22 protein-coding genes are annotated in these 19730 nt (G+C 63.2%); 2 read left to right on the top strand and 20 right to left on the bottom strand.

Annotated elements, in window-relative coordinates; genetic code table 11:
- Positions 1 to 2: 2 nt before the first annotated feature.
- From KF708C_RS01720 to KF708C_RS01685, 8 genes are all read right to left on the bottom strand, one after another.
- Positions 3 to 272 (bottom strand): VirB3 family type IV secretion system protein, encoded by a 270-nt coding sequence (locus KF708C_RS01720; RefSeq protein ID WP_059410548.1) that lies wholly within the window; start codon positions 270 to 272, stop codon positions 3 to 5.
- A complete protein-coding gene (locus KF708C_RS01715) occupies positions 269 to 652 on the bottom strand; it encodes a TrbC/VirB2 family protein (protein WP_059410547.1) in 384 nt (127 codons plus the stop codon). The genes KF708C_RS01720 and KF708C_RS01715 overlap by 4 nt, the downstream gene beginning before the upstream one ends.
- The gene (gene trbB, locus KF708C_RS01710) at positions 649 to 1674 is read right to left on the bottom strand and encodes a P-type conjugative transfer ATPase TrbB (protein WP_059410546.1); all 1026 of its coding nucleotides are present in this window, start codon (positions 1672 to 1674) and stop codon (positions 649 to 651) included. Before trbB ends, KF708C_RS01715 begins: the two co-directional genes overlap by 4 nt.
- Positions 1671 to 2147: a ribbon-helix-helix protein, CopG family gene (locus KF708C_RS01705; RefSeq protein WP_059410545.1), complete on the bottom strand. Its 477-nt coding sequence runs from the start codon at positions 2145 to 2147 to the stop codon at positions 1671 to 1673. The genes trbB and KF708C_RS01705 overlap by 4 nt, the downstream gene beginning before the upstream one ends.
- Complete coding sequence (locus KF708C_RS01700; protein ID WP_059410544.1) at positions 2144 to 4144, bottom strand: conjugal transfer protein TraG; 2001 nt, start codon at positions 4142 to 4144, stop codon at positions 2144 to 2146. Before KF708C_RS01700 ends, KF708C_RS01705 begins: the two co-directional genes overlap by 4 nt.
- Positions 4145 to 4365: 221 nt before the next feature.
- Positions 4366 to 4620, bottom strand: coding sequence for an EexN family lipoprotein (locus tag KF708C_RS01695; protein WP_059410543.1), 255 nt, complete (start codon positions 4618 to 4620; stop codon positions 4366 to 4368).
- The gene (locus KF708C_RS01690; RefSeq protein ID WP_059410607.1) at positions 4617 to 5561 is read right to left on the bottom strand and encodes a LysR family transcriptional regulator; all 945 of its coding nucleotides are present in this window, start codon (positions 5559 to 5561) and stop codon (positions 4617 to 4619) included. Before KF708C_RS01690 ends, KF708C_RS01695 begins: the two co-directional genes overlap by 4 nt.
- A 58-nt stretch (positions 5562 to 5619) precedes the next feature.
- Positions 5620 to 6030: a hypothetical protein gene (locus KF708C_RS01685; protein WP_059410542.1), complete on the bottom strand. Its 411-nt coding sequence runs from the start codon at positions 6028 to 6030 to the stop codon at positions 5620 to 5622.
- Positions 6031 to 6258: 228 nt separating this feature from the next.
- Between KF708C_RS01685 and KF708C_RS01680 the strand changes: the two genes are divergently transcribed.
- Positions 6259 to 7098, top strand: coding sequence for an AraC family transcriptional regulator (locus KF708C_RS01680; RefSeq protein ID WP_059410541.1), 840 nt, complete (start codon positions 6259 to 6261; stop codon positions 7096 to 7098).
- 50 nt (positions 7099 to 7148) lie between these two features.
- Here the strand turns inward: KF708C_RS01680 and KF708C_RS01675 are convergent, their stop codons facing one another.
- The 3 genes from KF708C_RS01675 to KF708C_RS01665 all read right to left on the bottom strand — a co-directional run bounded on the left by KF708C_RS01675 (position 7149) and on the right by KF708C_RS01665 (position 9957).
- Entirely contained in the window at positions 7149 to 7886 is a 738-nt protein-coding gene (locus tag KF708C_RS01675) for a siderophore-interacting protein (RefSeq protein WP_063922937.1), read from the bottom strand.
- The gene (locus tag KF708C_RS01670) at positions 7883 to 9079 is read right to left on the bottom strand and encodes an FAD-dependent monooxygenase (protein ID WP_059410540.1); all 1197 of its coding nucleotides are present in this window, start codon (positions 9077 to 9079) and stop codon (positions 7883 to 7885) included. Before KF708C_RS01670 ends, KF708C_RS01675 begins: the two co-directional genes overlap by 4 nt.
- 173 nt (positions 9080 to 9252) lie before the next feature.
- On the bottom strand, positions 9253 to 9957 hold the full coding sequence (locus KF708C_RS01665) for a TetR/AcrR family transcriptional regulator (RefSeq protein ID WP_082079409.1): 705 nt from the start codon (positions 9955 to 9957) through the stop codon (positions 9253 to 9255).
- A gap of 63 nt (positions 9958 to 10020) precedes the next feature.
- On the opposite strand from KF708C_RS01665, the gene KF708C_RS01660 reads away from it, so the two are divergent.
- On the top strand, positions 10021 to 10815 hold the full coding sequence (locus tag KF708C_RS01660) for an SDR family NAD(P)-dependent oxidoreductase (RefSeq protein WP_059410539.1): 795 nt from the start codon (positions 10021 to 10023) through the stop codon (positions 10813 to 10815).
- Between the two features lie 123 nt (positions 10816 to 10938).
- Here the strand turns inward: KF708C_RS01660 and KF708C_RS35385 are convergent, their stop codons facing one another.
- The 9 genes from KF708C_RS35385 to KF708C_RS01620 form a co-directional block, all read right to left on the bottom strand.
- Positions 10939 to 11781 (bottom strand): energy transducer TonB, encoded by an 843-nt coding sequence (locus tag KF708C_RS35385; RefSeq protein WP_156173694.1) that lies wholly within the window; start codon positions 11779 to 11781, stop codon positions 10939 to 10941.
- Positions 11765 to 12193: a TonB system transport protein ExbD gene (gene exbD, locus KF708C_RS01650; RefSeq protein WP_059410537.1), complete on the bottom strand. Its 429-nt coding sequence runs from the start codon at positions 12191 to 12193 to the stop codon at positions 11765 to 11767. The genes KF708C_RS35385 and exbD overlap by 17 nt, the downstream gene beginning before the upstream one ends.
- A 4-nt stretch (positions 12194 to 12197) precedes the next feature.
- The gene (gene exbB / locus KF708C_RS01645; RefSeq protein ID WP_059410536.1) at positions 12198 to 13067 is read right to left on the bottom strand and encodes a tonB-system energizer ExbB; all 870 of its coding nucleotides are present in this window, start codon (positions 13065 to 13067) and stop codon (positions 12198 to 12200) included.
- Entirely contained in the window at positions 13064 to 13597 is a 534-nt protein-coding gene (locus tag KF708C_RS34265; protein WP_082079398.1) for a DUF3325 domain-containing protein, read from the bottom strand. Before KF708C_RS34265 ends, exbB begins: the two co-directional genes overlap by 4 nt.
- A complete protein-coding gene (locus KF708C_RS01640; protein ID WP_063922934.1) occupies positions 13594 to 15207 on the bottom strand; it encodes a PepSY-associated TM helix domain-containing protein in 1614 nt (537 codons plus the stop codon). Before KF708C_RS01640 ends, KF708C_RS34265 begins: the two co-directional genes overlap by 4 nt.
- Complete coding sequence (locus KF708C_RS01635) at positions 15207 to 15515, bottom strand: DUF3649 domain-containing protein (RefSeq protein ID WP_063922932.1); 309 nt, start codon at positions 15513 to 15515, stop codon at positions 15207 to 15209. Before KF708C_RS01635 ends, KF708C_RS01640 begins: the two co-directional genes overlap by 1 nt.
- A gap of 70 nt (positions 15516 to 15585) precedes the next feature.
- Positions 15586 to 16269 (bottom strand): Fe2+-dependent dioxygenase, encoded by a 684-nt coding sequence (locus KF708C_RS01630; RefSeq protein WP_059410533.1) that lies wholly within the window; start codon positions 16267 to 16269, stop codon positions 15586 to 15588.
- Between the two features lie 7 nt (positions 16270 to 16276).
- Positions 16277 to 18571 carry a TonB-dependent receptor gene (locus tag KF708C_RS01625; RefSeq protein ID WP_059410532.1) on the bottom strand — a complete coding sequence of 765 codons (2295 nt, stop codon included), beginning with the start codon at positions 18569 to 18571 and terminating at the stop codon, positions 16277 to 16279.
- Entirely contained in the window at positions 18568 to 19569 is a 1002-nt protein-coding gene (locus KF708C_RS01620; protein ID WP_059410531.1) for a tetratricopeptide repeat protein, read from the bottom strand. Before KF708C_RS01620 ends, KF708C_RS01625 begins: the two co-directional genes overlap by 4 nt.
- Positions 19570 to 19730 lie beyond the last annotated feature (161 nt).

Below are 19730 nucleotides of genomic sequence, written 5' to 3'. Positions count from 1 at the left end.
CGTCACACATCCAGCAGCGGCTTGTGCCGGAGATGCCGCGCAAACACCTGCATGAACTGCGCGTCCACGCGCGCGCCCCACACGGCCAGCGAATGGCCGACGATCCAGAGCGCGATGCCAGGAATCCACAGTTGCAGGCCCAACCCGACCGCGCCGGACAGCGTGCCGTTGGCAATCGCCACGGTGCGCGGGGCGCCGCCCATCAGGATCGGCTCGGTCAGCGAGCGATGCAGCGGCACCTCGAAGCCCGGCAGGTCGTTGACGGTGCTCATACGACGGCCCCGCCGGAGAAGCTGAAGAACGACAGGAAGAAGCTCGATGCCGCGAATGCGATGGACAGGCCGAACACGATCTGGATCAGCTTGCGAAAGCCGCCGCTGGTGTCGCCGAAGGCCAGCGCCAGGCCGGTCGAAATGATGATGAGCACCGCGACGATCTTGGCGACCGGCCCCTGGATCGAATCGAGAATGGATTGCAGCGGCGTTTCCCACGGCATCGACGAACCGGACGCCTTCGCCGTGCCGGCCGCCATCACCATGACGGCGGCCGACAGCAGACCGTGGTGCGCCGGCCGGGCCAGATGGCGCAGACGCGCGAGGATGGAAATTGGATTTACGGAAAAGCGGAAAGCATGGGCGTGCATCTGCGTCATGGCAGTTCTCCAGGATGGTCGAGGGACGGGGAAGAAAGCGGCAGCTCGGGAAGCGCGGGTTTCAGCGCATCCGCCAGGCGGTAGCCCACGCCGTCGAAGCCAAGGACGCAGGCGATACTTTCGATGCGGCGGCGCCGGCCGCGGCCGGCGATATGGATGACGACGTTGACCGCCTCGGCAACGAGCGCACGCGGCGGGTTCACGGCCACTTCGAGAATCAGTTGTTCGAGCCGCAGCAGCGCGCCCACGGCCGAGCCGGCGTGAATCGTGGCGATGCCGCCGGGGTGGCCCGTGCCCCATACCTTGATGAGATCCAGCGCCTCGCCGCCGCGCACCTCGCCGACGATCACGCGGTCGGGACGCAGGCGCATCGTGGCGCGTACCAACTCCGTCATCGACACAACGCCCGCGCGCGTGCGCAGCGGTACGTGGTCGCGCGCCGCACATTGCAGTTCCACCGTGTCTTCGAGCACCAGCACGCGGTCGCCAGTGGCGGCGATCTCGGCGAGCAAGGCATTGGCGAGCGTGGTCTTGCCGGTGCTGGTGCCGCCGGCGATGAGGATGTTCTGCCGCTCGCGCACGGCGTCGCGCAGGAACGCCGCCTGTTCGGCGGTCATCATTCCGTCTGCGACGTAACGCTCCAGAGGAATGACGCCGACCGCGCGCTTGCGCAGCGCGAAGGCAGGCCCAGGCGCAGCCGGCGGCAGAATGCCCTCGAATCGCTCGCCGGTTTCCGGTAGTTCGGCGGTCAACAGCGGCTGGCCGCGATGCACTTCCGCGCCGACGTGCGCGGCGACCAGGCGGATGATGCGCTCGCCGTCGGCTTCGGACAGCTCCGCGCCCATCGGCGCGCGGCCCGACGACAGGCGATCGACCCATAGCGTGTGGTCGGGGTTGAGCATGATTTCCACCACGTCGGGGTCTTCGAGCGCGGCGGCGATCAGCGGCCCCATCGCTGTGCGCAACATGCGGATGCGCCGGTCGAGCGACGTGGTGGCGAAGGATTGCGGTTGCGCGCTCATGAGGCAAGCTCCGCATCACGTTCATGAGCCTCGGCCAAAGCCGCCGCGTCATCGAGTCGCGCGGTATCAGGATTCAATTCCTCCACTACGTCGCGCACCAGGCTGCGCCCACGCATCAGATGGCGGCCGAGCTGTTCGACGAACTGCTCGAAGCGCGCCTTGCCCTGCGCGCGGGCCGCTTCCTGATGCGCTTCGGGAACCGGCGTGCTGACGGTCAGGTAGTAGCGGACGAACAGCGCCAGCGTTTCGATCTCGATGTTCTGGTCACGCTCCAGGCGCTCGAACTGGCGCGTCAGCCGGTCGAGCCGCTTGGCGATAGCGGCCTCGCGCTGGTCGCCCGCGTCGGGCGACAACCAGGATGCGAGCGCCGCCGCAACGATGCTGGACTTCGAGACGCCTTTCTTCGTGGCCAGCTCGTCGAGGCGTTTGGCGTGTTCGCGCGGAATGAACAGGTTGAGGCGGTACTGGCTCATAACTCGATCCCGTCTTGTTGGTCGAGGGACGCCAGCCGGGCCGTGCGTTGCATGGCCGGATCAAGCTGACGAGGAAGCAGCAGCGGCAGGTCGTCGTCATCGAGCAGCGCGAGGTCGTTGTCGGCGGATTGCGGTTCGGGGCTGTATTCGGCGACTTCGGAGAGTTCGGGCTGACGACGTGGGCCGCCGTCGTCGGCAGTACCGGCGTCATCGCCAGCCAGGCCAGCGGCGGGCGCAACCGGCACGGCAGGAATTGCCAGCCCACTCCAGTCGTCGGGCCGCAGCGGTGGCGCATCGACATAGCGCCCGGTCGCAAGCGCAGGCGGCGGCGGCACGCGGCGCTTGAAATTGGCGTCGGTGTAGTAGCGCAGCTTCTTCGCGCGAATCGGCGCCACGCTGGACACCATCACCACTTCATCGTCGGGCGGAAGCTGCATCACTTCGCCCGGCGTCAGCAGCGGGCGCGCGGTTTCCTGCCGCGACACCATCAGGTGCCCGAGCCACGGCGCGAGCCGATGGCCGGCGTAGTTGCGCTGGGCGCGCAGCTCGGTCGCGGTGCCGAGCGTTTCGGAGATGCGCTTGGCGGTACGCTCGTCGTTCGTGGCGAACGTCACGCGCACATGGCAGTTATCGAGAATGGAATGGTTCTGGCCGTAGGCTTTGTCGATCTGGTTGAGCGACTGCGCGATGAGAAAACTGCGGATACCGTAGCCGGCCATGAACGCCAGCGCCGTCTCGAAGAAGTCGAGCCGGCCCAGCGCCGGGAACTCGTCGAGCATCAGCAGCAGCTTGTGGCGGCGTGCGATGCCATCGCTGCCGTCGAGCGATTCGGTCAGGCGTCGGCCGATCTGGTTGAGGATCAGGCGAACCAGCGGCTTCGTGCGGCTGATGTCGGACGGCGGCACGACGAGATACAGCGAGACGGGATGCTCGGATGCGATCAGGTCGGCGATGCGCCAGTCGCAGCGCGACGTGACTTCGGCCACGGTGGGATCGCGGTACAGGCCGAGGAACGACATGGCCGTGGACAGCACGCCCGACCGCTCGTTGTCCGATTTGTTGAGCACTTCGCGCGCAGCGGATGCAACGACGGGATGCGGTGCGTCGCCCAGGTGCCGCGTGGTCATCATCCGGTGCAGCGTCAGCTCGAAGGGACACGCGGGATCGGACAGAAAGTTGGCGACGCCGCGCAGCGTCTTGTTCTCGCCTGCATAGAGCACATGCAGGATTGCGCCGACCAGCAGTGCGTGCGAGGTCTTCTCCCAATGGTTGCGGCGTTCGAGCGCGCCCTCGGGATCGACCAGGATGTCCGCGATGTTCTGTACGTCGCGCACCTCATGCGCGCCGCGCCGGACTTCGAGCAGCGGGTTATACGCAGCCGACTTCGCATCGGTCGGGTTGAACAGCAGGCAGTGCGAAAAGCGCGAGCGCCAGCCGGCCGTGATCTGCCAGTTCTCGCCCTTGATGTCGTGGATGACGGCGGACGCGGGCCAGCTCAAAAGCGTCGGCACCACCAGACCGACGCCTTTGCCCGAGCGCGTCGGCGCGAAGGTCAGGACGTGTTCCGGGCCTTCGTGTCGGAGGTACTGGCCGCGATGCAGGCCGAGGAACACGCCGGCGGGCTTGTCGAGTCCAGCCTTGCGAATGTCGGTGACTTCAGCCCAGCGTGCCGAGCCGTAGGTCGTAACGAGCTTCGATTGCCGCGAGCGCCACACCGACATGGCGATGGCGACCAGTACCGCCACTAGGCCGCTGACGGCCGCGATGGCACCGCCTATGCTGAAGATGCGTGGCGCATAACCGTCGTAGAGGAACCACCACCCGAACAGTCGCCACGGGTGATAGACCGGCGTACCGAAGAAGTCGAACCAGGGCAAGCCAAGGCGTAGCTGGTAGCCCAGGGCGGCGGCTGTCCATTGTGTGGCGACCCACACACCGGCGAACACGATGCCGAATACAACGGCAATCTGCCCGAGCAGCACGCCTTGACCTTGCATCCCGGCCTCCGCTTTTTCCTGCGCAACACGCGGCACAAAGACGTGCCGTACACGCGAGGATCGGAGTCAGGTCAAGGGCTGGTCAAAGACCGTTATCGGGAGAAATATCGAGAAAAAAGCAAGATTTCGCGCATGGGCGAATGAATGAAAAACGCCGCAAGCAAAGGCGCATTGCGGCGTATCGAGTTGGAAAACCGAAGTTTCGTGCGAATCGGCAACGATCAGAACTTCGGTGCTTCCTTTGGCGGGTTATAGGGCGTCTTGCCGTCCCCGAGGAAGCGCCGATTCGTGGCTTCGGCCACGCGATTGCAGAGTTCGTCACCGAGTTTGGCGCGATCCGTCTTGCATTGTTGGCGCAGCTCCTTCAATCGCTCGGGATTGGCTGCAAGTGTCTCCACCGTCTCGGTCGGCTCAGATCTTCCGCAGGCGGACAACATCAGCATCGTGGCGAGCATAAGCGGCATGGTCTTCTTCATGGCTCAATCTCCTCCGAGGTATCGGGTTTTGGATGCGAGACTAGCTTACTGATGTTGGACGATTCCATGCTGCCAACCCGAACCATGAAATGGCTCAATGTCTTGGAAGGCTCTCCATCCAGACGCAATAGGTAGGTTGTGAGCATCGGCGAGCGCCCCGCCAAAGGGCGAGCCACGATGCCTGGTTCGCGGCTGACAGCAATCTGCGATGCCCCAGCCAACCCCAAGGCAAAGCCCGCAGCCACCAGCGCCATCATCAAATCGAAAGACGCGACCCGTTCTGCGACGAGCGGCTCGCGGTCGATAGCACGCAACACACGGGCTACCTGCCGTGCATGACCCTCGCACACCTGCGGATCGCACAATACCAGCGGATAACGCAACACTTCATCAAGCGGAATGCGCTTGTGCGTCAATAGAGGATGCCTTGTCGGAACCGCAACCATCAATGGATCAGACCAGACTGACTCCGCCAGGATTCCGTCACCAACTTCATCGGACTGCGCAAGTCCTACGTCGTAAAGGTCATCGTGTAGCCCCTTGATCTGCTGCGACAAAGGCACCTCGAACAACCTGATTTCGATCTCCGGTTCTTCCTGTCGGCACAACGCCAGCAAGGCCGATAAGCGCGAGGATGTGATGCCATCTGACAGGGCGATGCGCAACTGACTGTGGTAGCCGTTTGCCGCTGCCTTCACGCTGTCGCGGGCCTGCTGCAAGGCGGTAAAAACACGAGGAACATGCTCCATGAACAGCATGCCGGCGCGGGTTAGCCGCGTGCTCCGTGTCGTGCGCGCGAACAGCAGTACACCGAGGTCTTCTTCCAGTTCTTTGATCGCGCGCGACAGCGGTGACTGCTCGATGTGCAGTCGTTCTGCTGCGCGGGCAAAGTGGAGTTCTTCCGCAACAGCCATGAAACAACGGAGGTGGCGTAGTTCCATTGTTATCGTCTCAACGGAGGCAACTCCCATCGCTAAAACTCATGGGAGTCAGCCGTGCCTAGCGTGTCGGTGCATCCGCTTTCTGCGCTGACAACAACTCCTGCGCCAAGGCAAGCGCGTCATCCTTGGTGGCCACCATGAGCATCGGATAGCCCCAAAACTTCTCGTACACCACGGCGAACGCCTTGGCCGCCAGCCGTTTCGCGGCACTCGACTCGATGCAGATCATTGCCTTGACGAAGGCCCGCAATTCGCTTTTGTGGCGCTTCATCCATAGCGAGGTTTGCTTCATTTCTTCGGGCGGATGTTCGTGCTCGCCCTTATCAAGCCCCTCGTCGTTGATCAGAACGAAGGCTTCCTTGCGTGCAAGCAATGCCTCGAACTCGGAAAACGGCGAGGCTTCGGGGTTGTTGCTGGGCGCGTTGACTTGCATCCAGACTAGGGGAAACTGCGCGGCGTCAATCAACATGCCAATACTCCTTCGGAACATCGCGAGAAATCGCCAGCAGTCTTGGCTCGTCAGCAAAAGGGCTTCACCCGGGTCGGGTGGGCAGCGATCCTGGTGGGCAGAACAACCGGCATGGTCAATCGCACGATACCGAGGGAAGGACTAGACGTCATTGCACAAGTTGGCCATAATATTATTCATTTAGGCCAGCATGCCTCGTCTCCGGTTCGAGGCTCAAACCAATCCGCCATGTCGAGCCCCCCCATCACCGATATGACTCAGAACAAGGATGTTGACAGCGTCCCGCGGCCTGTCTTCGCCCTAGGTGCCACATCGGTATCCAGGGACTGGGAGCACGCGAGGCATCAGCATCGCAAGGCGCAACTGATCTACTCCGTGCGCGGCATCCTCAACTGTGAGATCGAAGACGGCGTCTGGATCGTGCCGCCGCAATGCGCGGTATGGATACCGGGAGACCTGCCGCATTCGGCTCGTGGTTCCGGCGAAACGGAGTGCTATTGCCTGTTCGTGGAGCCCGATGCCGCGCCGGATCTTCCGAAGACCTGTTGCACGATCTCGGTATCACCACTATTGCGCGAACTGCTTCTGACGGCGGCGGGATTCCCGGAGTTATACGCACGCGGCGGCCGTGAAGACCGGCTGATCGCCACGTTGCTGGATGAGTTGGTGGCCGCTCCCGTGGAAGACCTGCATTTACCGATGGCGCGCGACCCTCGGTTGCGCCGGCTTGCGGAAATGCTGTTGGCCGACCCGACCGACAAGACCTCGAAGGGCGATTGGGCTATCCGCATCGGCATGAGCGAACGGAGCATGAGTCGGCTCCTTCTGCACGAAATCGGGATGAGCTTCGGACACTGGCGCCGGCAATTGCATGTGATCCTCGCGCTGCAACGCCTGACCAAGGGTGAAAGTGTGCAGACGGTGGCATTGGAACTGGGTTACGAGAACGCCAGCGGCTTCGTCACCATGTTCCGCAAGGCGGTAGGCAAGCCGCCGGCACGATACCTCTCTGAACGAGTGACCGATCGAGAGCCTGCCGCAGTACCGGGCATCATGCTTCCCGATTAGGGGCTGATCTGACCGATTGCTGCGGCAACCGCGACGGGTTGAGGTGGGAGTTAGTCCAGCCCCGTTTTTCCGGGTGCCCAATACGCTTTTGTCTGGAAGCGGTTCGAGCCAATGCTCAATCGTTTGAGCAGTTGGTGCATGTGCTGGATCGAACTGGCCTTGCCCGACAGTACGACACGTGCATTTGGCTTCGCCTGCAATACGGCCAGCATCTTTTCTTCCAGCGCAAGCTGCTGCGCGTCGTTGCCGGCGCGTTCGTGGACGATAGATTCGCCAAGGCCAAGCTTCGCCAGCACCACTTTCGATTCGGCGAGCGAAGACACCTCGAAGAGCAGATGCGTTTTTTCCGATTGCGTGATATTCACCCGCGCAGCAGCCAGCCCGAACGAAGTCTCATCGCCAAACAGCACCGCATCGGAAAAACCGAGTTGAGTGAGATCAATCGACTTGCGCGGGCCGAACACGATGCAATCCTCACCCTTGCGCAACGCGCGTGCCCAGTTCGCGCCCGGCGCATCGCCGTGCATGTATGCCAGGACGCGCGTGCGCCCGTTTTCGGCATCCCATTCCATCGGCGTGTAGGTACGTTGCGCCCAGCCACCGAGTTGAATCTGGAGCTTGTCGCCGGGCGTCCATTGCACGTTTTTCAGCGCATCGCCGCCAAGGGTGATGAGACGGAAGTGGTCGCCGATGTCTTCGACGTCCAACACGTTAGCGCTGCGCGTGAACAATTTGAGCATCGCCGATTCGAGCAGGCCGGCGCGTTTTTTCGTGGCGGTGTCGTTCATTGCACGAGTTCCGGATAGTTCTTGAGGTTGATGGGCTGCACCATCGCGCCGAAATCGGGGATGCCGTCCGGGTGTGTATCGTTGTCCGTTTCCGACTGGCCGAACGACATTTCCTGCGAGGCTGAATCCATGACCAAAGCAAAATCCTGATTGTGGGTAATGTAATCGCGCAATTCCTGCTGATAGCTAGAGATGCCCGCGAGCAAATTGCCATTAGCCATAGCCAGTTCGCCAGCCAATACATAGGCACCGACCATCGCCACGGTCGTGCCTTGGCCGGTTGCCGGCGAGACGCTGTAAGCCGCATCGCCAACCAGCACCACGCGCCCTTGCGACCAACCGTCCATGCGCACCTGGTTGGTCGCGTCGAAGTAGAAATCGGGCGCGTCCTGCATGTATTCCAGCAACTGTGGAAACTCCCAGCCCGCGTCGGCGAATCGTTCGACCATCAAGCGCTTCTGCGCGGCGACGTCGCGGTAGTCATAATCCAGCGGCTCCTTCACATCGAAGCCAAGATAGGTTCGCGCCTTGGCGCTCTTGTCCATTGCGAGAACACCACCTATGAGGTTGCCGTCCTGATGGAACACCTGCCAGTGGTCGAGGCCAAGGAAGTTCGGCATGGCGAACACCGCGATGTAGAACCCGACGAAACGCAGGAACTGCTCCTCGGGGCCGAACACCAGCTTGCGCACGCCGGAGTGCAAACCGTCGGCGCCGATGACGAGATCGAAACGGCGCGGCGACGCTTTCTCGAACTTCACGTCCACGCCCGCATCATCCTGCGCAATCGCCGTGACCCGGTCGCCGAAAATGTATTCCACGCGGTCGCCCACGGCCTCGAACAACACCTTGCACAGATCGTCGCGCAGGATTTCGATGTCAGGGCTGTCGAAGCGCCCGCCGGTCATGGTGCGTTCGGTGCTGCGATAGATTTCCTTGCCTTCGGCATCCACGATCGACATGCCGGTCAGCTTGGTGGCACGGTCGCGCAGCGTGGCGAGGATGCCCATGCCTTCAGCCACGTCTAGCGCCGGGCCACGCACGTCCAGTGCTTGGCCGCCCGGCCGCAGTTGCGGTGCGCGCTCGACCACCGTCACCTTGAAGCCGTAGCGGGCAAGCCAGTACGCGGTGGAAAGGCCGGCGACGCTGGCGCCGGAAACGAGGATACGGGTGTCGTGTTCGTGATGGTTCATGGCGATACGGATGCTCTTGCAGGATAGGTACATTTTACGAGTGATTGCTCACATACCAAACTCGCATTCGCCACTGTCACAGACTTGGCCGCAGGCCTTGCGATCTTTGCGGTTTTTTGCGCGTTTCCGTAGATGGCTGCGACAACTACTCGCTTTCCCGCCAGCGACACAGGTCACGCCCGGTGCGTGCGCGAAACCACGCCGAGGTAGCCGAACACGGTGCGCTCGACCCGTTCCTCCAATACCTTGCTGTTGGTTTCGCCACGCTCGTTTGCCGCATCGACCATTGCGCGCATGATGTTCGCCAGATCGTGGATGGCCGCATCCGTGTCTGCCTGAGGTGGGATGTCCTTGCGCGTCATAATTCGCTGCATCAGATCCACGAAAGGTGCCATCGTCGGCGCCAGCTCCTTGGCAATCGGCGCGCGCGCTTCCTCGAAGTCAAGCAGACGAGCGAGGATCGGCCTGCGCAGTTGCTCGCGTGCTGCAACGGCAATCATGTACCTCAATGCATTGCGGCCCGTCGGCTCCTGCAAGGCACCTTCGGCTTCGGCAAGCAACAGACTTCGCTCGCGCTGGATCAATGCGACGATCAGTGCATCCTTGCCGGGGAAGTATTGGTACAGCGAGCCGACGCTGACACCAGCGCGCTGTGCGACCAGGTTCGTATTTAGCGCCTGCAATCCCTGCGTTTCGAGAATGCGTGCCGCGGCCTCCAGAATCGTGGCCACTGTCTGCTCGGCACGCGATTGCTGTGGAATCTTGCGCGGCTTCAACGATAGGCGTTTTTTTGCGGTCACAATGACCTCTACCAAATACGAGTAAAGACTCAACTTTACCGAATGTTGTCCGGACTGGAAAACGCTTTGGCCGAGCATCGCCAACAGGACTTCGGAAAGGTCGATAGAGTGGGAACCTGACGGACACGTTGGAGACGGATCATGGATCTTGGACTGGAAGGGAAGCGCGCTCTCGTGACCGGATCGACCGCCGGCATCGGCTTCGCCACCGCCCGCGCGCTGGCGGCCGAAGGCGCGCTGGTCACGTTGAACGGTCGAACCCAGGCCCGCGTCGATAGTGCGGTGGATGCGTTGAAACAGGAACTCCCCGATGCCACCGTCAGCGGAATCGCTGCCGACCTGGGCCATGCCGAAGGTTGCAAGGCGCTGATAGCACAGCTTCCCGACATCGACGTGCTGGTCAACAACCTCGGCATCTTCGATCCCAAACCGTTCGAGCAGATCACGGATGAAGACTGGCTTCGTATCTTCGAGGCCAACGTGTTGAGCGGCGTGCGGCTTTCGCGCCACTACCTGCCGGCAATGCGCGCAAAAAACTGGGGGCGCATCGTGTTCGTATCGAGCGAATCGGCCTTGCAGATTCCCACGGAAATGATCGACTACGGCATGACCAAGACCGCGCAACTTGCCATCTCGCGCGGACTTGCTGAAACCCTCGCCGGCACCGGCGTGACGGTCAACAGCGTGTTGCCAGGCCCCACGTCCTCGGAAGGCGCTAGGCGCTTCGTAGCGCAGATGGCCGCCAGCCGTGGCGTCGATGCGATGACCATCGAGCGCGAGTTCCTGGCGACGGCGCGCCCGTCGTCCGTACTTCAGCGTTTCAGCACGCCCGACGAGGTCGCAACGATGATCGCCTACGTGTGTAGCGCATGCGCCTCGGCCACGACCGGCGCGGCGCTTCGGGTTGACGGTGGCGTGGTTCGCGCCGTCGCGTAAGGCTGCCGGCCGAGCGTCATGCACGCGTCGGGGACTCGTCCTGGCGCCGCAGTCCATGGAGACATGTACCTTAGCCGCCAGCCATGACAGCAGAAACATCAGGACTCTTCATCGAACACGTCGTCACCACCGATTCTTGAGGAAGAACTCGATAGGAACCACCAGTTCCAGCGGATCGCCGGGAACGGCAGGCGGCGGTACCGGTAAGGGCTGCGCACGCTGGATCAACGCGAGGGCTTCCTCATCGAGCAGCGCGTAGCCGGACGACTTTTCAAGCCGGAACGTGAGAACCCGCCCCTTGCGATCCATGGTGAAGCGCAGATAGGCCACGCCCTGCTGATTGCGTGCCTGCGCGTCCGGCGGGTAGCGCTTGAACTGTTGCAGCCGGCCCAGCAACAGCGCCTGCCAACTGGGTGCACTCATGGACGCTTCGGAACTGACCGCTGGTGCGGCGGCAGCGGCCGGCGGTGCCACCGCAGTAGGAGGCGCAATCGTCTGCGGAACCGGCGTGCGGTCTTCATCCGACTGGTGCGGCTGCGGACGCGGATTCTCCGGCAAGGCCACGGCCGCTTTGGTCGCACGCGGCAATGGCGGTGTCTCGACCGGATGCGCTGGCCTGATCGGTTTGGCACGTTCCTGCTTCGGGCGAGGGGGCGTCTCGATCGGCGATGCGGGTGGCGTTGCCGGCGGCGGTGCCAACTCGATCAAGACGGCGGGCGGCGGTACCGGTGGTGTGGGCAGCGGGCGGAGCCACCATGCGGCCACGACCACAGGCCCCGCATGGAGCAGCAAGATGATGGCAAACGACACCGTCCAGCGGCGCCGTACATGGGCGTCCCCGTCATCGAGTCGCTGGCCGGAGGATGCCAGGGCGGTGCATGGCGCGGCGGCCTCCATCATGCTCGCACCCTGTGGCCGGAGTGGAAGGTCATGCACGCGGGCGCGAGCGTTATTGCGCAGCATCATTGCTTTCCAGCCCGACCAAGGCGATCTTGAGATAGCCGGCGGTGCGCAGCGTGTTCATGGTCTGCATCAGGGCGTCGTACTCGACCGTTTTGTCGGCGCGCAGGAAGATGCGCTGGTCCTTGTCGCCGCTAGAGGCGTGATCGAGCGCCGCAGCAAGATCGTCCTTGGCGACCGACTGATCGCCGAGCGTGAGCGTGTGATCGGCCTTCACGGTGAGAAAGATCGGCTTGTCCGGCCGTGGCTGAGCCTGGGCGGTAGAGGCCGGCAGGTCGACATTGACGTCGACGGTCGCCAGCGGTGCAGCGACCATGAAGATGATCAGCAGCACCAGCATCACGTCAATGAAGGGCGTGACGTTGATCTCATGGGTTTCGGCGAGATCGTCCTCGCTGTGGTTCAGACGAATGGACATGGTCTTACCCCGCCACCCGGGGCCGTCCCGACGCTTGGGCGTGGCACGCGCCGCTGCGACTCAGGTCGCGCGAGACCAGTCGCAGAACGCCGGCCGAGGTATCGGCCACCAGTGCCTTGTAGGCGGTAATCTGGCGGGCGAAGTGGTTGTAGATCACGACGGCAGGTATCGCCGCAACCAGGCCGATTGCAGTGGCAAGTAATGCTTCGGCGATGCCGGGCGCCACCACGGCAAGGTTGGTGGTCTGCGCCTTCGAGATGCCAATGAAGCTGTTCATGATGCCCCACACCGTGCCGAACAAGCCCACGAAGGGCGCGGTGGCGCCGATGGTGGCGAGCACGCCGGTGCCTTTGGACATGCGCCGGCCGATGGCCGCCTCAATGCGCTCCAAGTGGGAGACGATGCGTTCCTTCAGGCCGTCCCGATCCTCGGTCGCATCGGCCGACAGCCGCAGTTCGTCCTGCGCCGCGCCAACCAGCGCCGCGCCGGCCGCGTCCTGGGCGTCGATCTGCACGCCGGCCTCGGCAAGCGAGCGGGCGCGATTCACAACGGCCAGCGTCACGCGCTGCCGACGCACGGCACGGGTCAGCTCGATGCTCTTGGCGAGCAGCGTGGTCCAGGTGACAACGGAGGCGCACGCCAAGCCGGTCATCACCAGTTTCACTACCCAGTCGGCCGCCAGGAACATCGACCAGGGCGAGAGATCATGCGGCAGCAAAGCGTTCATCACCGGAACCGACGACGGATGGGCCTGCGCCGCCACGGTCTGGGCGAACGCGAACCCAGGCGCGGCGATCAGCAGCACAACCAGACTTGTGACCCGCCAGGTGCGGGCACTCGTGCGGCGAGAGGAAGGAAAGACGGCATAAGTCATAAAAAGAGCCTGCTCGGTATCGCGCGGGATCGGGACATCGGTGATCGGCCGCGCGGTCGGTGGTTGGAAGCGTGGGCGATGACCTGCCCGATGGAATGGTTCGACTTGTGGGGGAGCGACGGGTCGATCGAGGCGATGGCCGTCGTGATGGCCGCATAAATGCCTCTCATCGCATCGTCTCCCCGTCCGGGGCTGGCGCACGAGTGGGCGCGTCGGACGTTGCCACCGAGCCCTGATGGCCATCGCTCCGGAATTGGCGCGAGCAACGAAGTCGCAATGCCGAGAAGGAAGACGATGACGATCGCCGCCATCGACGCCAGGCACAGCCAGGCGATCGTGCCTTCGACGACGCCCCAGACGACACGGAGGCCGTTGTAGGAGGCGAATAGCGACACGACACCGGCGACCCGAAGAAATCCGCCTCGGCGTCGCGAACAGTCCACCCCGAAAAGTTCGCGATGGTGACTGCGCATTGCCAGGGCGAGCGCCGCAAAGCCCAGCAGTGCTAGGGTGAGTGACAGCCACATCATTCAGCGTCTCCCAACGTGGTCAGGCCAGTGGCGTCCAGCCGATCCACCGCCATGGGCGCGTGCTTAACTCGGTGCAGGCCGAGCCAGAGCGCGCTCGCGGCAAAGGTCAGCCCGAGGGCCAGCGCAACGGCATCGAATGCGAGATACAGCGCGTCGCCCCGTAACAGGTTGCCAAGCGTCCCGCGTGAGGCGGTCACGGCATTTACGAAGGGAAGCGCCAGGTAGAGAAGCGCCGCGACGCTCAGGACTTCGACCCAGGCGCCTCGTTTCGGGCGCAACGTGGACCAGATCAACAGCGCCCCCCAGCCAATGAAGGCACAGAGAACCTCGGCGTCCGCTCGCGAGTGGACCGACAGGGGCAGCAAGCGATTGGCCCAGAAATAAGCCGCTGTCGCTGCCGGATACCCGGCGATCACCGCCACATTCAGCGTCTCGACGAGTTGAAAACCACGGCGACCGTAGTCGGGATTCAAAAGATTGCGCCTGCGCTTTGCCGTCCACAGGATCAGGCCCGTCGCCACCATCGCCGTTCCGGCCGCGCCGCACAGGAACAGCAGCCAGCGCAATGCCGGTCGCGCGAAGTGCGCTTCATGCAGGCCGAACACCGCAAGACTGGCGATGGCGGCAGCGCTCATGCCTGGCGACGTTCGCACCAGTGCGCCGGTAACGCCGTTGAAGGTCAGGCTGTTTCCGGCATCGCGCGCAACCACGGAGTGCATCTGTCGATCCACCTGGATCGTCGCCGTCATGTCGCCTGGATTGCTGATACGGATGGTATCCGCGCGACCGCCCTTCCAGATCGTTTCCGCTTGCCTCAATACCGAATCGACCGGCACCAACGGTGCCACATGACCGCTTGGCGTGGCCGCCTGCGGTCGCGAGACCAGTTCCGCAAAGAAGGTTTGCGGGCTTGCATAGTGCGCGAACACCGCCCACGGCATGAGGAAAAAGACCAGTACCGTGACGCCCGTATAGGTAATCATCAGGTGGAAAGGCAGCGCGAGGACAGCAAACGTCGTGTGCGCGTCGCGCCACGAGCGCGCACCGCTACGCGGCCGGAACGTGAAGAACTCGGCGAAGATACGGCGATGGGTGATGAGCCCGGTGGTCAGGGCGACCATCAAGGCGAAGCTGGCCAGCCAGATCAAAATCATGCCGAGGAATCTCGGCAGGTAGTGAAAGGCGAAGTGAAACTGATAGAAGTAATCCCCGCCTTCGGTATCTCGTGCTGCCAGAGGATGGCCATAAGCGTCGATGGTCGCCCGCCGATCCGGCGGTGGCCGATCGTCATCATCATCGCCTTCGTCGGGGCCGGCTCCGGGCTTCGGCCGGGGACGCCATGAGACTTCCGACACCGGATTGCGATCGCTCGGCACACTGATGATCCAAGTGCTGGCGTCAGGTGCCTTCTCACTCAGAAACGCGACCGCTCCCTCCACCGATTTCGCGGGATCGGAAACGGCTCCGATCTCCGGTTTCATCCAAGTGGTGATTTCCTGCTTGAAGTAGGCGGCTGTTCCATTGAAGAACACCAGGAAGATGATCCAGCCCAGGCACACGCCGACCCAAGTGTGCAGCCATTGCATGGAGAATCTGAAAGTGCCTTTCATCAGCGGCCACCCCAGGCAATCAGCCTCCAGCTCAGCGCGCCGGCCACCAAGGCGACGGTGCCCAGAACCGCCCACACACGGGACGGCGACCGCGCGGCGAACGCCCACAGGATTGCGCACAGGTATAGCAGCGCGGTCGACAGGATCGCGGCCGTCGTCGCGCTCGCCTTCGGCAGGGGCAGCAGACGCGCCAGCAATACGGCAAGCGCAGCCGTGGCCGCGTAGCCTCCGAAGATCGCGGCACAGACCCGCGAGATGACCTCTCGCTTGCGCAATGGAGGTGGCGCTGGCGAGTTAAATTGCGCCATCAATCATGTCCTCGACGAGCGTTTTCAGGTGAGCGCACGCGTGTGCGCCGAAGGGCGATGACGCGGCGATTCATAGTTCCGCCCCGCGCCTGAGCAGGTTGTGATAAACGCTGGTTAGCGCGAGCGTGCCGTGGGTGTCGTGGCCGAGTTGCTGGCGCACCTCGATGATTGCCATGTCGAGGTCGTAGAGCAGCGTGCGCAGGCCATCGTCCTTGAGCATGGACTGGGTCCAGAAGAAGGCACCCCAGCGTGAGCCGCGAGTGATCTCGTTGACGCGATGCAGGCTGCCCGCCGGATAGACGACCATCGAACCCGCTGCCAACTTGACGGCGCTGGTCCCGTAGCTGTGCTCGATCACCAGCTCGCCGCCGTCGTAGTCCTGCGGGTCGGTCAGGAACAGCGTCGAAGATACGTCGGCGCGCATACGGATGCCCGCGCCCGGCACGGCGCGCACGGCACCATCGACATGGGCGTCGAACTTCATGCCCACGTCGTAGCGGTTGAACAGAGGAGGCAGCACGCGGAACGGCAAGGCGGCGCTGTGGAACAGGGCATTGCGGCCGAGCGCCTTCAGGATGATCTCGCCGGCCTCCCGCGCCGCCGGTGCATCCTGTGGCAATTGGAGGTTGTGCTTGGCCTGTGCCGCCAGTTCGCCCGCTGTCGCGCGCCCGTCGACCAGGCTCGCCGCCTGGATCAGGCGGTGGACCTCGGCCAGTTCGTCGGCCGTTAGGACTTCGGGAATCTCAATCAGCATGGCGACCTCAGAACTTCACGCCGGCAGTGAGCGAGATCGTGCGTCCCGCGATCGGGGTGGCATAGCCATTGCCGAAAGCGGCGCTATAAGCCAGCTTGTTGGTCAGATTCGTCACGTTGAGCGCAATGTGATAGCGGTCGACGTCGTAGGACAGCATCGCGTCGGCTGTGACGGCACCTGGAATGCGCAACGTCATCGCGTCGTCGACGTAGTAGTCGGAGCGATAGTTGACGCCCCCTCCAATCAGGAGATGGCCAGGAAGCCCCTGGAACAGCCTCGTCAGGTTATAGGTCGTCCAGAGCGAGGCGTTGTGCTTGGAGACATACGGCACCCGGTTCCCAACGGCAGAGACGGGGTTGAAAACGCTGATCGCCGAATCGACGATCTTGCTGTCCTGGTAGGAGTAGGCCGCCTGCACGTCCCAGTCCGAAGTAATCTTCCCGGTCAGGCCCAGTTCGACGCCCTGCACGCGAGCTTTGTCGTCCGTCGTGGTCAGGATGCCCGAGGTCGGATCGGTATAGGATGTGTTGCCCTTGTTGACCCGGAAAAGCGCGGCGGTCGCGCCGAGTCGGTCGTCAAACAGACTCCACTTGCCGCCGACCTCGTAGGTCGTGGCAGTTTCAGGCTTCATGCTGGCCAGGCTGGCGCCCCCCGCGAGCGACAAGGACGAACCCAGGGTCGTGATGTTGGAACCGGGCGGGGTAAAGGATCGGGCATAGCTGACGTAATAGCTCTGATGCGACGTTGGTTCCCAGATCACCGAGGCCTTGGGGCTGGTGAAGTTCGTGGTGGCTGCGATCGACGTGCCAGCGTTGGCCCCATCGACCTGGTAATGATCCCAGCGCACGCCGCCTAGGATGGACAGTTGCGGCGTCAGCCACACGCGGTCGCTGATAAACGGCCCGACATCCCAACTATGGGCGGTAGTGCCGCTGGGGTCCAAATCAAGGGAGAAGCCCGGCGGGTTCTGAAAGATCGGAGACAGCAAGGTTCCAGTCGGACCCGACCCGGTCGGCAGGTAGAAGTTCGTCTTTTCGTGCTGGTAGTACACATCGACGCCTGCGACCAGTTCGTGGCGGAAGCCCGCCGTATCGAAGCGCATGACTGCCGTGGTGACATTCTCTGCGCCATAACTGGTCTGCTTGGTGCCGCCAACCGGCCAGCGGGTGTAGGCGGTGTTGAGATTGCCCGCCGCTACATCGCTGGCGCAGGTGCTCGGCGCGACGCCGTAAGCAGAAGCGAGATAAGCAGGGAAGTCGCTGCAGAAGGCCGGTGTGAACTTGAGATTGCGCGTGTAGTAGCCAACACGCGTATCGTTGGTCAGCGTCAACCAATCGCCGAACTGGCCTTTGTATAGAGCCGAAAGAACGTCGGCGCCCATCCGGTCGTGATCGCTTTCGCGACCGTAGTAGGTGGAGCGTGGCACCCCATATTCGGTAAGAGGCTCACTAACGGACGTACCGATGCGGCCCATCGGGACACCGAAGTCGGGCCGGCCGTTGCTGGTCTGGTGGAAATAGTTGAGGGTGAACTGCTGGCTTGTGCCAAGACCGAACCCGATCGAACCGAGGAAACCGACGCGGTTCGAGTACACATGGTCGCGGTCAACGGCATCCTGGTGCTGGCCCATCACCACCGCTCGAACCGCCGTCGTGTCGTTGATCTGGTGATTGACGTCGAGCACGCCGCGCTCATAGGGACCTTGGCCCCCGGTCACCTCGAACGAATTGGCATCGCCCAGATGGGCCTTCTTGCTTTCCAGTTCGATGACGCCGCCCGTGGTACCGTTGCCGAAGCTCGTCGACGACGGCCCTTTGAGGACCATGACATTCTCGGTGGCGAAGCTGTCGCGCACATAAGAGCCGAAATCGCGCAGGCCATCGACATAGATGTCGCCGGAGGCATCGAAGCCGCGAATGCGGAACTGGTCGCCGGAGATACCGCCATTGCCCTCGCCGGTGGAGACCGTGATGCCCGGCACATACTTGAGCACCTGATCGACCGTCGTCGCCTGCTGCTGCTCGATCACCACTTGCGGGATGACGGTGATCGTTTGCGGCGTGCTCTGTAGTGAGTCGGGAAGACGATCAAGACCAGTGCCGCTCTTCAACGCGTTGGTCGATGGGGCACCCGTTCCTTCAATCTTGACGGCCGGAAGCTGGATCGTCGCATCGTCGGGCTTTGCCGCAGGCGTCGTTTCCTGGGCTCGGGCCTGGTCGGGTGCGACAAAGAGCGCGCCGCTGGCAAGGCTCGCAACTGCGCCAACACCGGACAATACCGGTCGCAAGGTTTCAACTCTCATCTATGTTCTCCTGTAGACAATGGTGTAGGCCCGGTGCGCCCCGGAAAGCGGCGCACAACGGTGAATGCCTGGCCGGCAACGCGGCGTATCGCGCCGAACTTGCTTTTCGACCGAATGCGTCTGGCGGCTTGTGCGTGCCCTTGGGCCGCCGCTGCCTTGAAAAGCGCCGCAGCTTTGCCGAGGTCGCAGGTCTCTGCGATGCTTTCGTCGAGGGCCAGTCCATAGGCGTAGAGGTCATCGGGCGCCTTGCCTTCCGCGCAACGTGCCAGCGCGTCGAGACCACGCTGGCGTAGTGCCAGCTCTGGCCGTGCCAGCAACAGCGGCGCGATGCGGCGGCGAAACCCGTTGTCGCTGATGGTGACGGCGCTTCGCAGCCACTGGTCGGCCGCCTCCTTGTCGCCCTGGCGAAACAGGATCGTAGCGAGGTTGTATTGCGCCCAGTGATCGCCGAGGTTTGCGGCCTTCAGATACCAGAACGCCGCGCCGGCCAGGTCCGGCGGCCCAGCCCACCCTTCTTCGAGGAAGCGGGCAAGCGAATTCATCGCCTTGAGATGCGGCTTGGTCGTCCCGCTTTCGGCGGCGGCCTTGAACAGCGCGAAGCAGCGTGGTCGGTCGGCGGGATCGCCGGCACGCATCAGCATCTGCGCGAGATTGACCTGTCCCCAGACATGGCCCGCCTGCGCGGCGATCTCGAAGGCTTCTGTTGCCCGCTTCCCATCGGGAGCGACGCCCCAACCCTGCTCATAGCAGCGCCCGACCATGTTGCGTGCTTCAAGGTCGCCAGCGGCAGCGGCTTTCTCGAACCAGCCGAACGCGGCACCGGGATCGCGGGCCACACCACGACCATCAAGGAGCACTTGCCCCCAAACCACTTGCGCCGCAGGGAAGCCGGCCTGCGCCGCCGTTGAGATCCAGCGGACGGCATCGCTGGGGTTGCGTACCAGCAAGTCGCGCAGTTGCTCCTCCGTGACCCGCTGCGTGCGGAGTTGCACGATCATGGGTGGCTGCACCTGAGCCGGCTCAACGCGCGCGGGAAAGAAAGGCCGAAGACCCAAGCTCGTCAGGAAAGCGGTATGTTCACCAGGCAGCTTTGGGGCCGCCTCACGGTTTCGCACTTGGTCCACTGTCCTAACCCCTTTTTCTAGATGCAAATAATTCG

Source organism: Cupriavidus basilensis, assembly GCF_000876015.1.
GTDB classification, from domain to species: Bacteria; Pseudomonadota; Gammaproteobacteria; order Burkholderiales; family Burkholderiaceae; genus Cupriavidus; species Cupriavidus basilensis_B.
The sequence above is the reverse complement of the archived record's forward strand: the minus strand, read 5'-3'. Positions and strand labels throughout refer to the sequence as shown.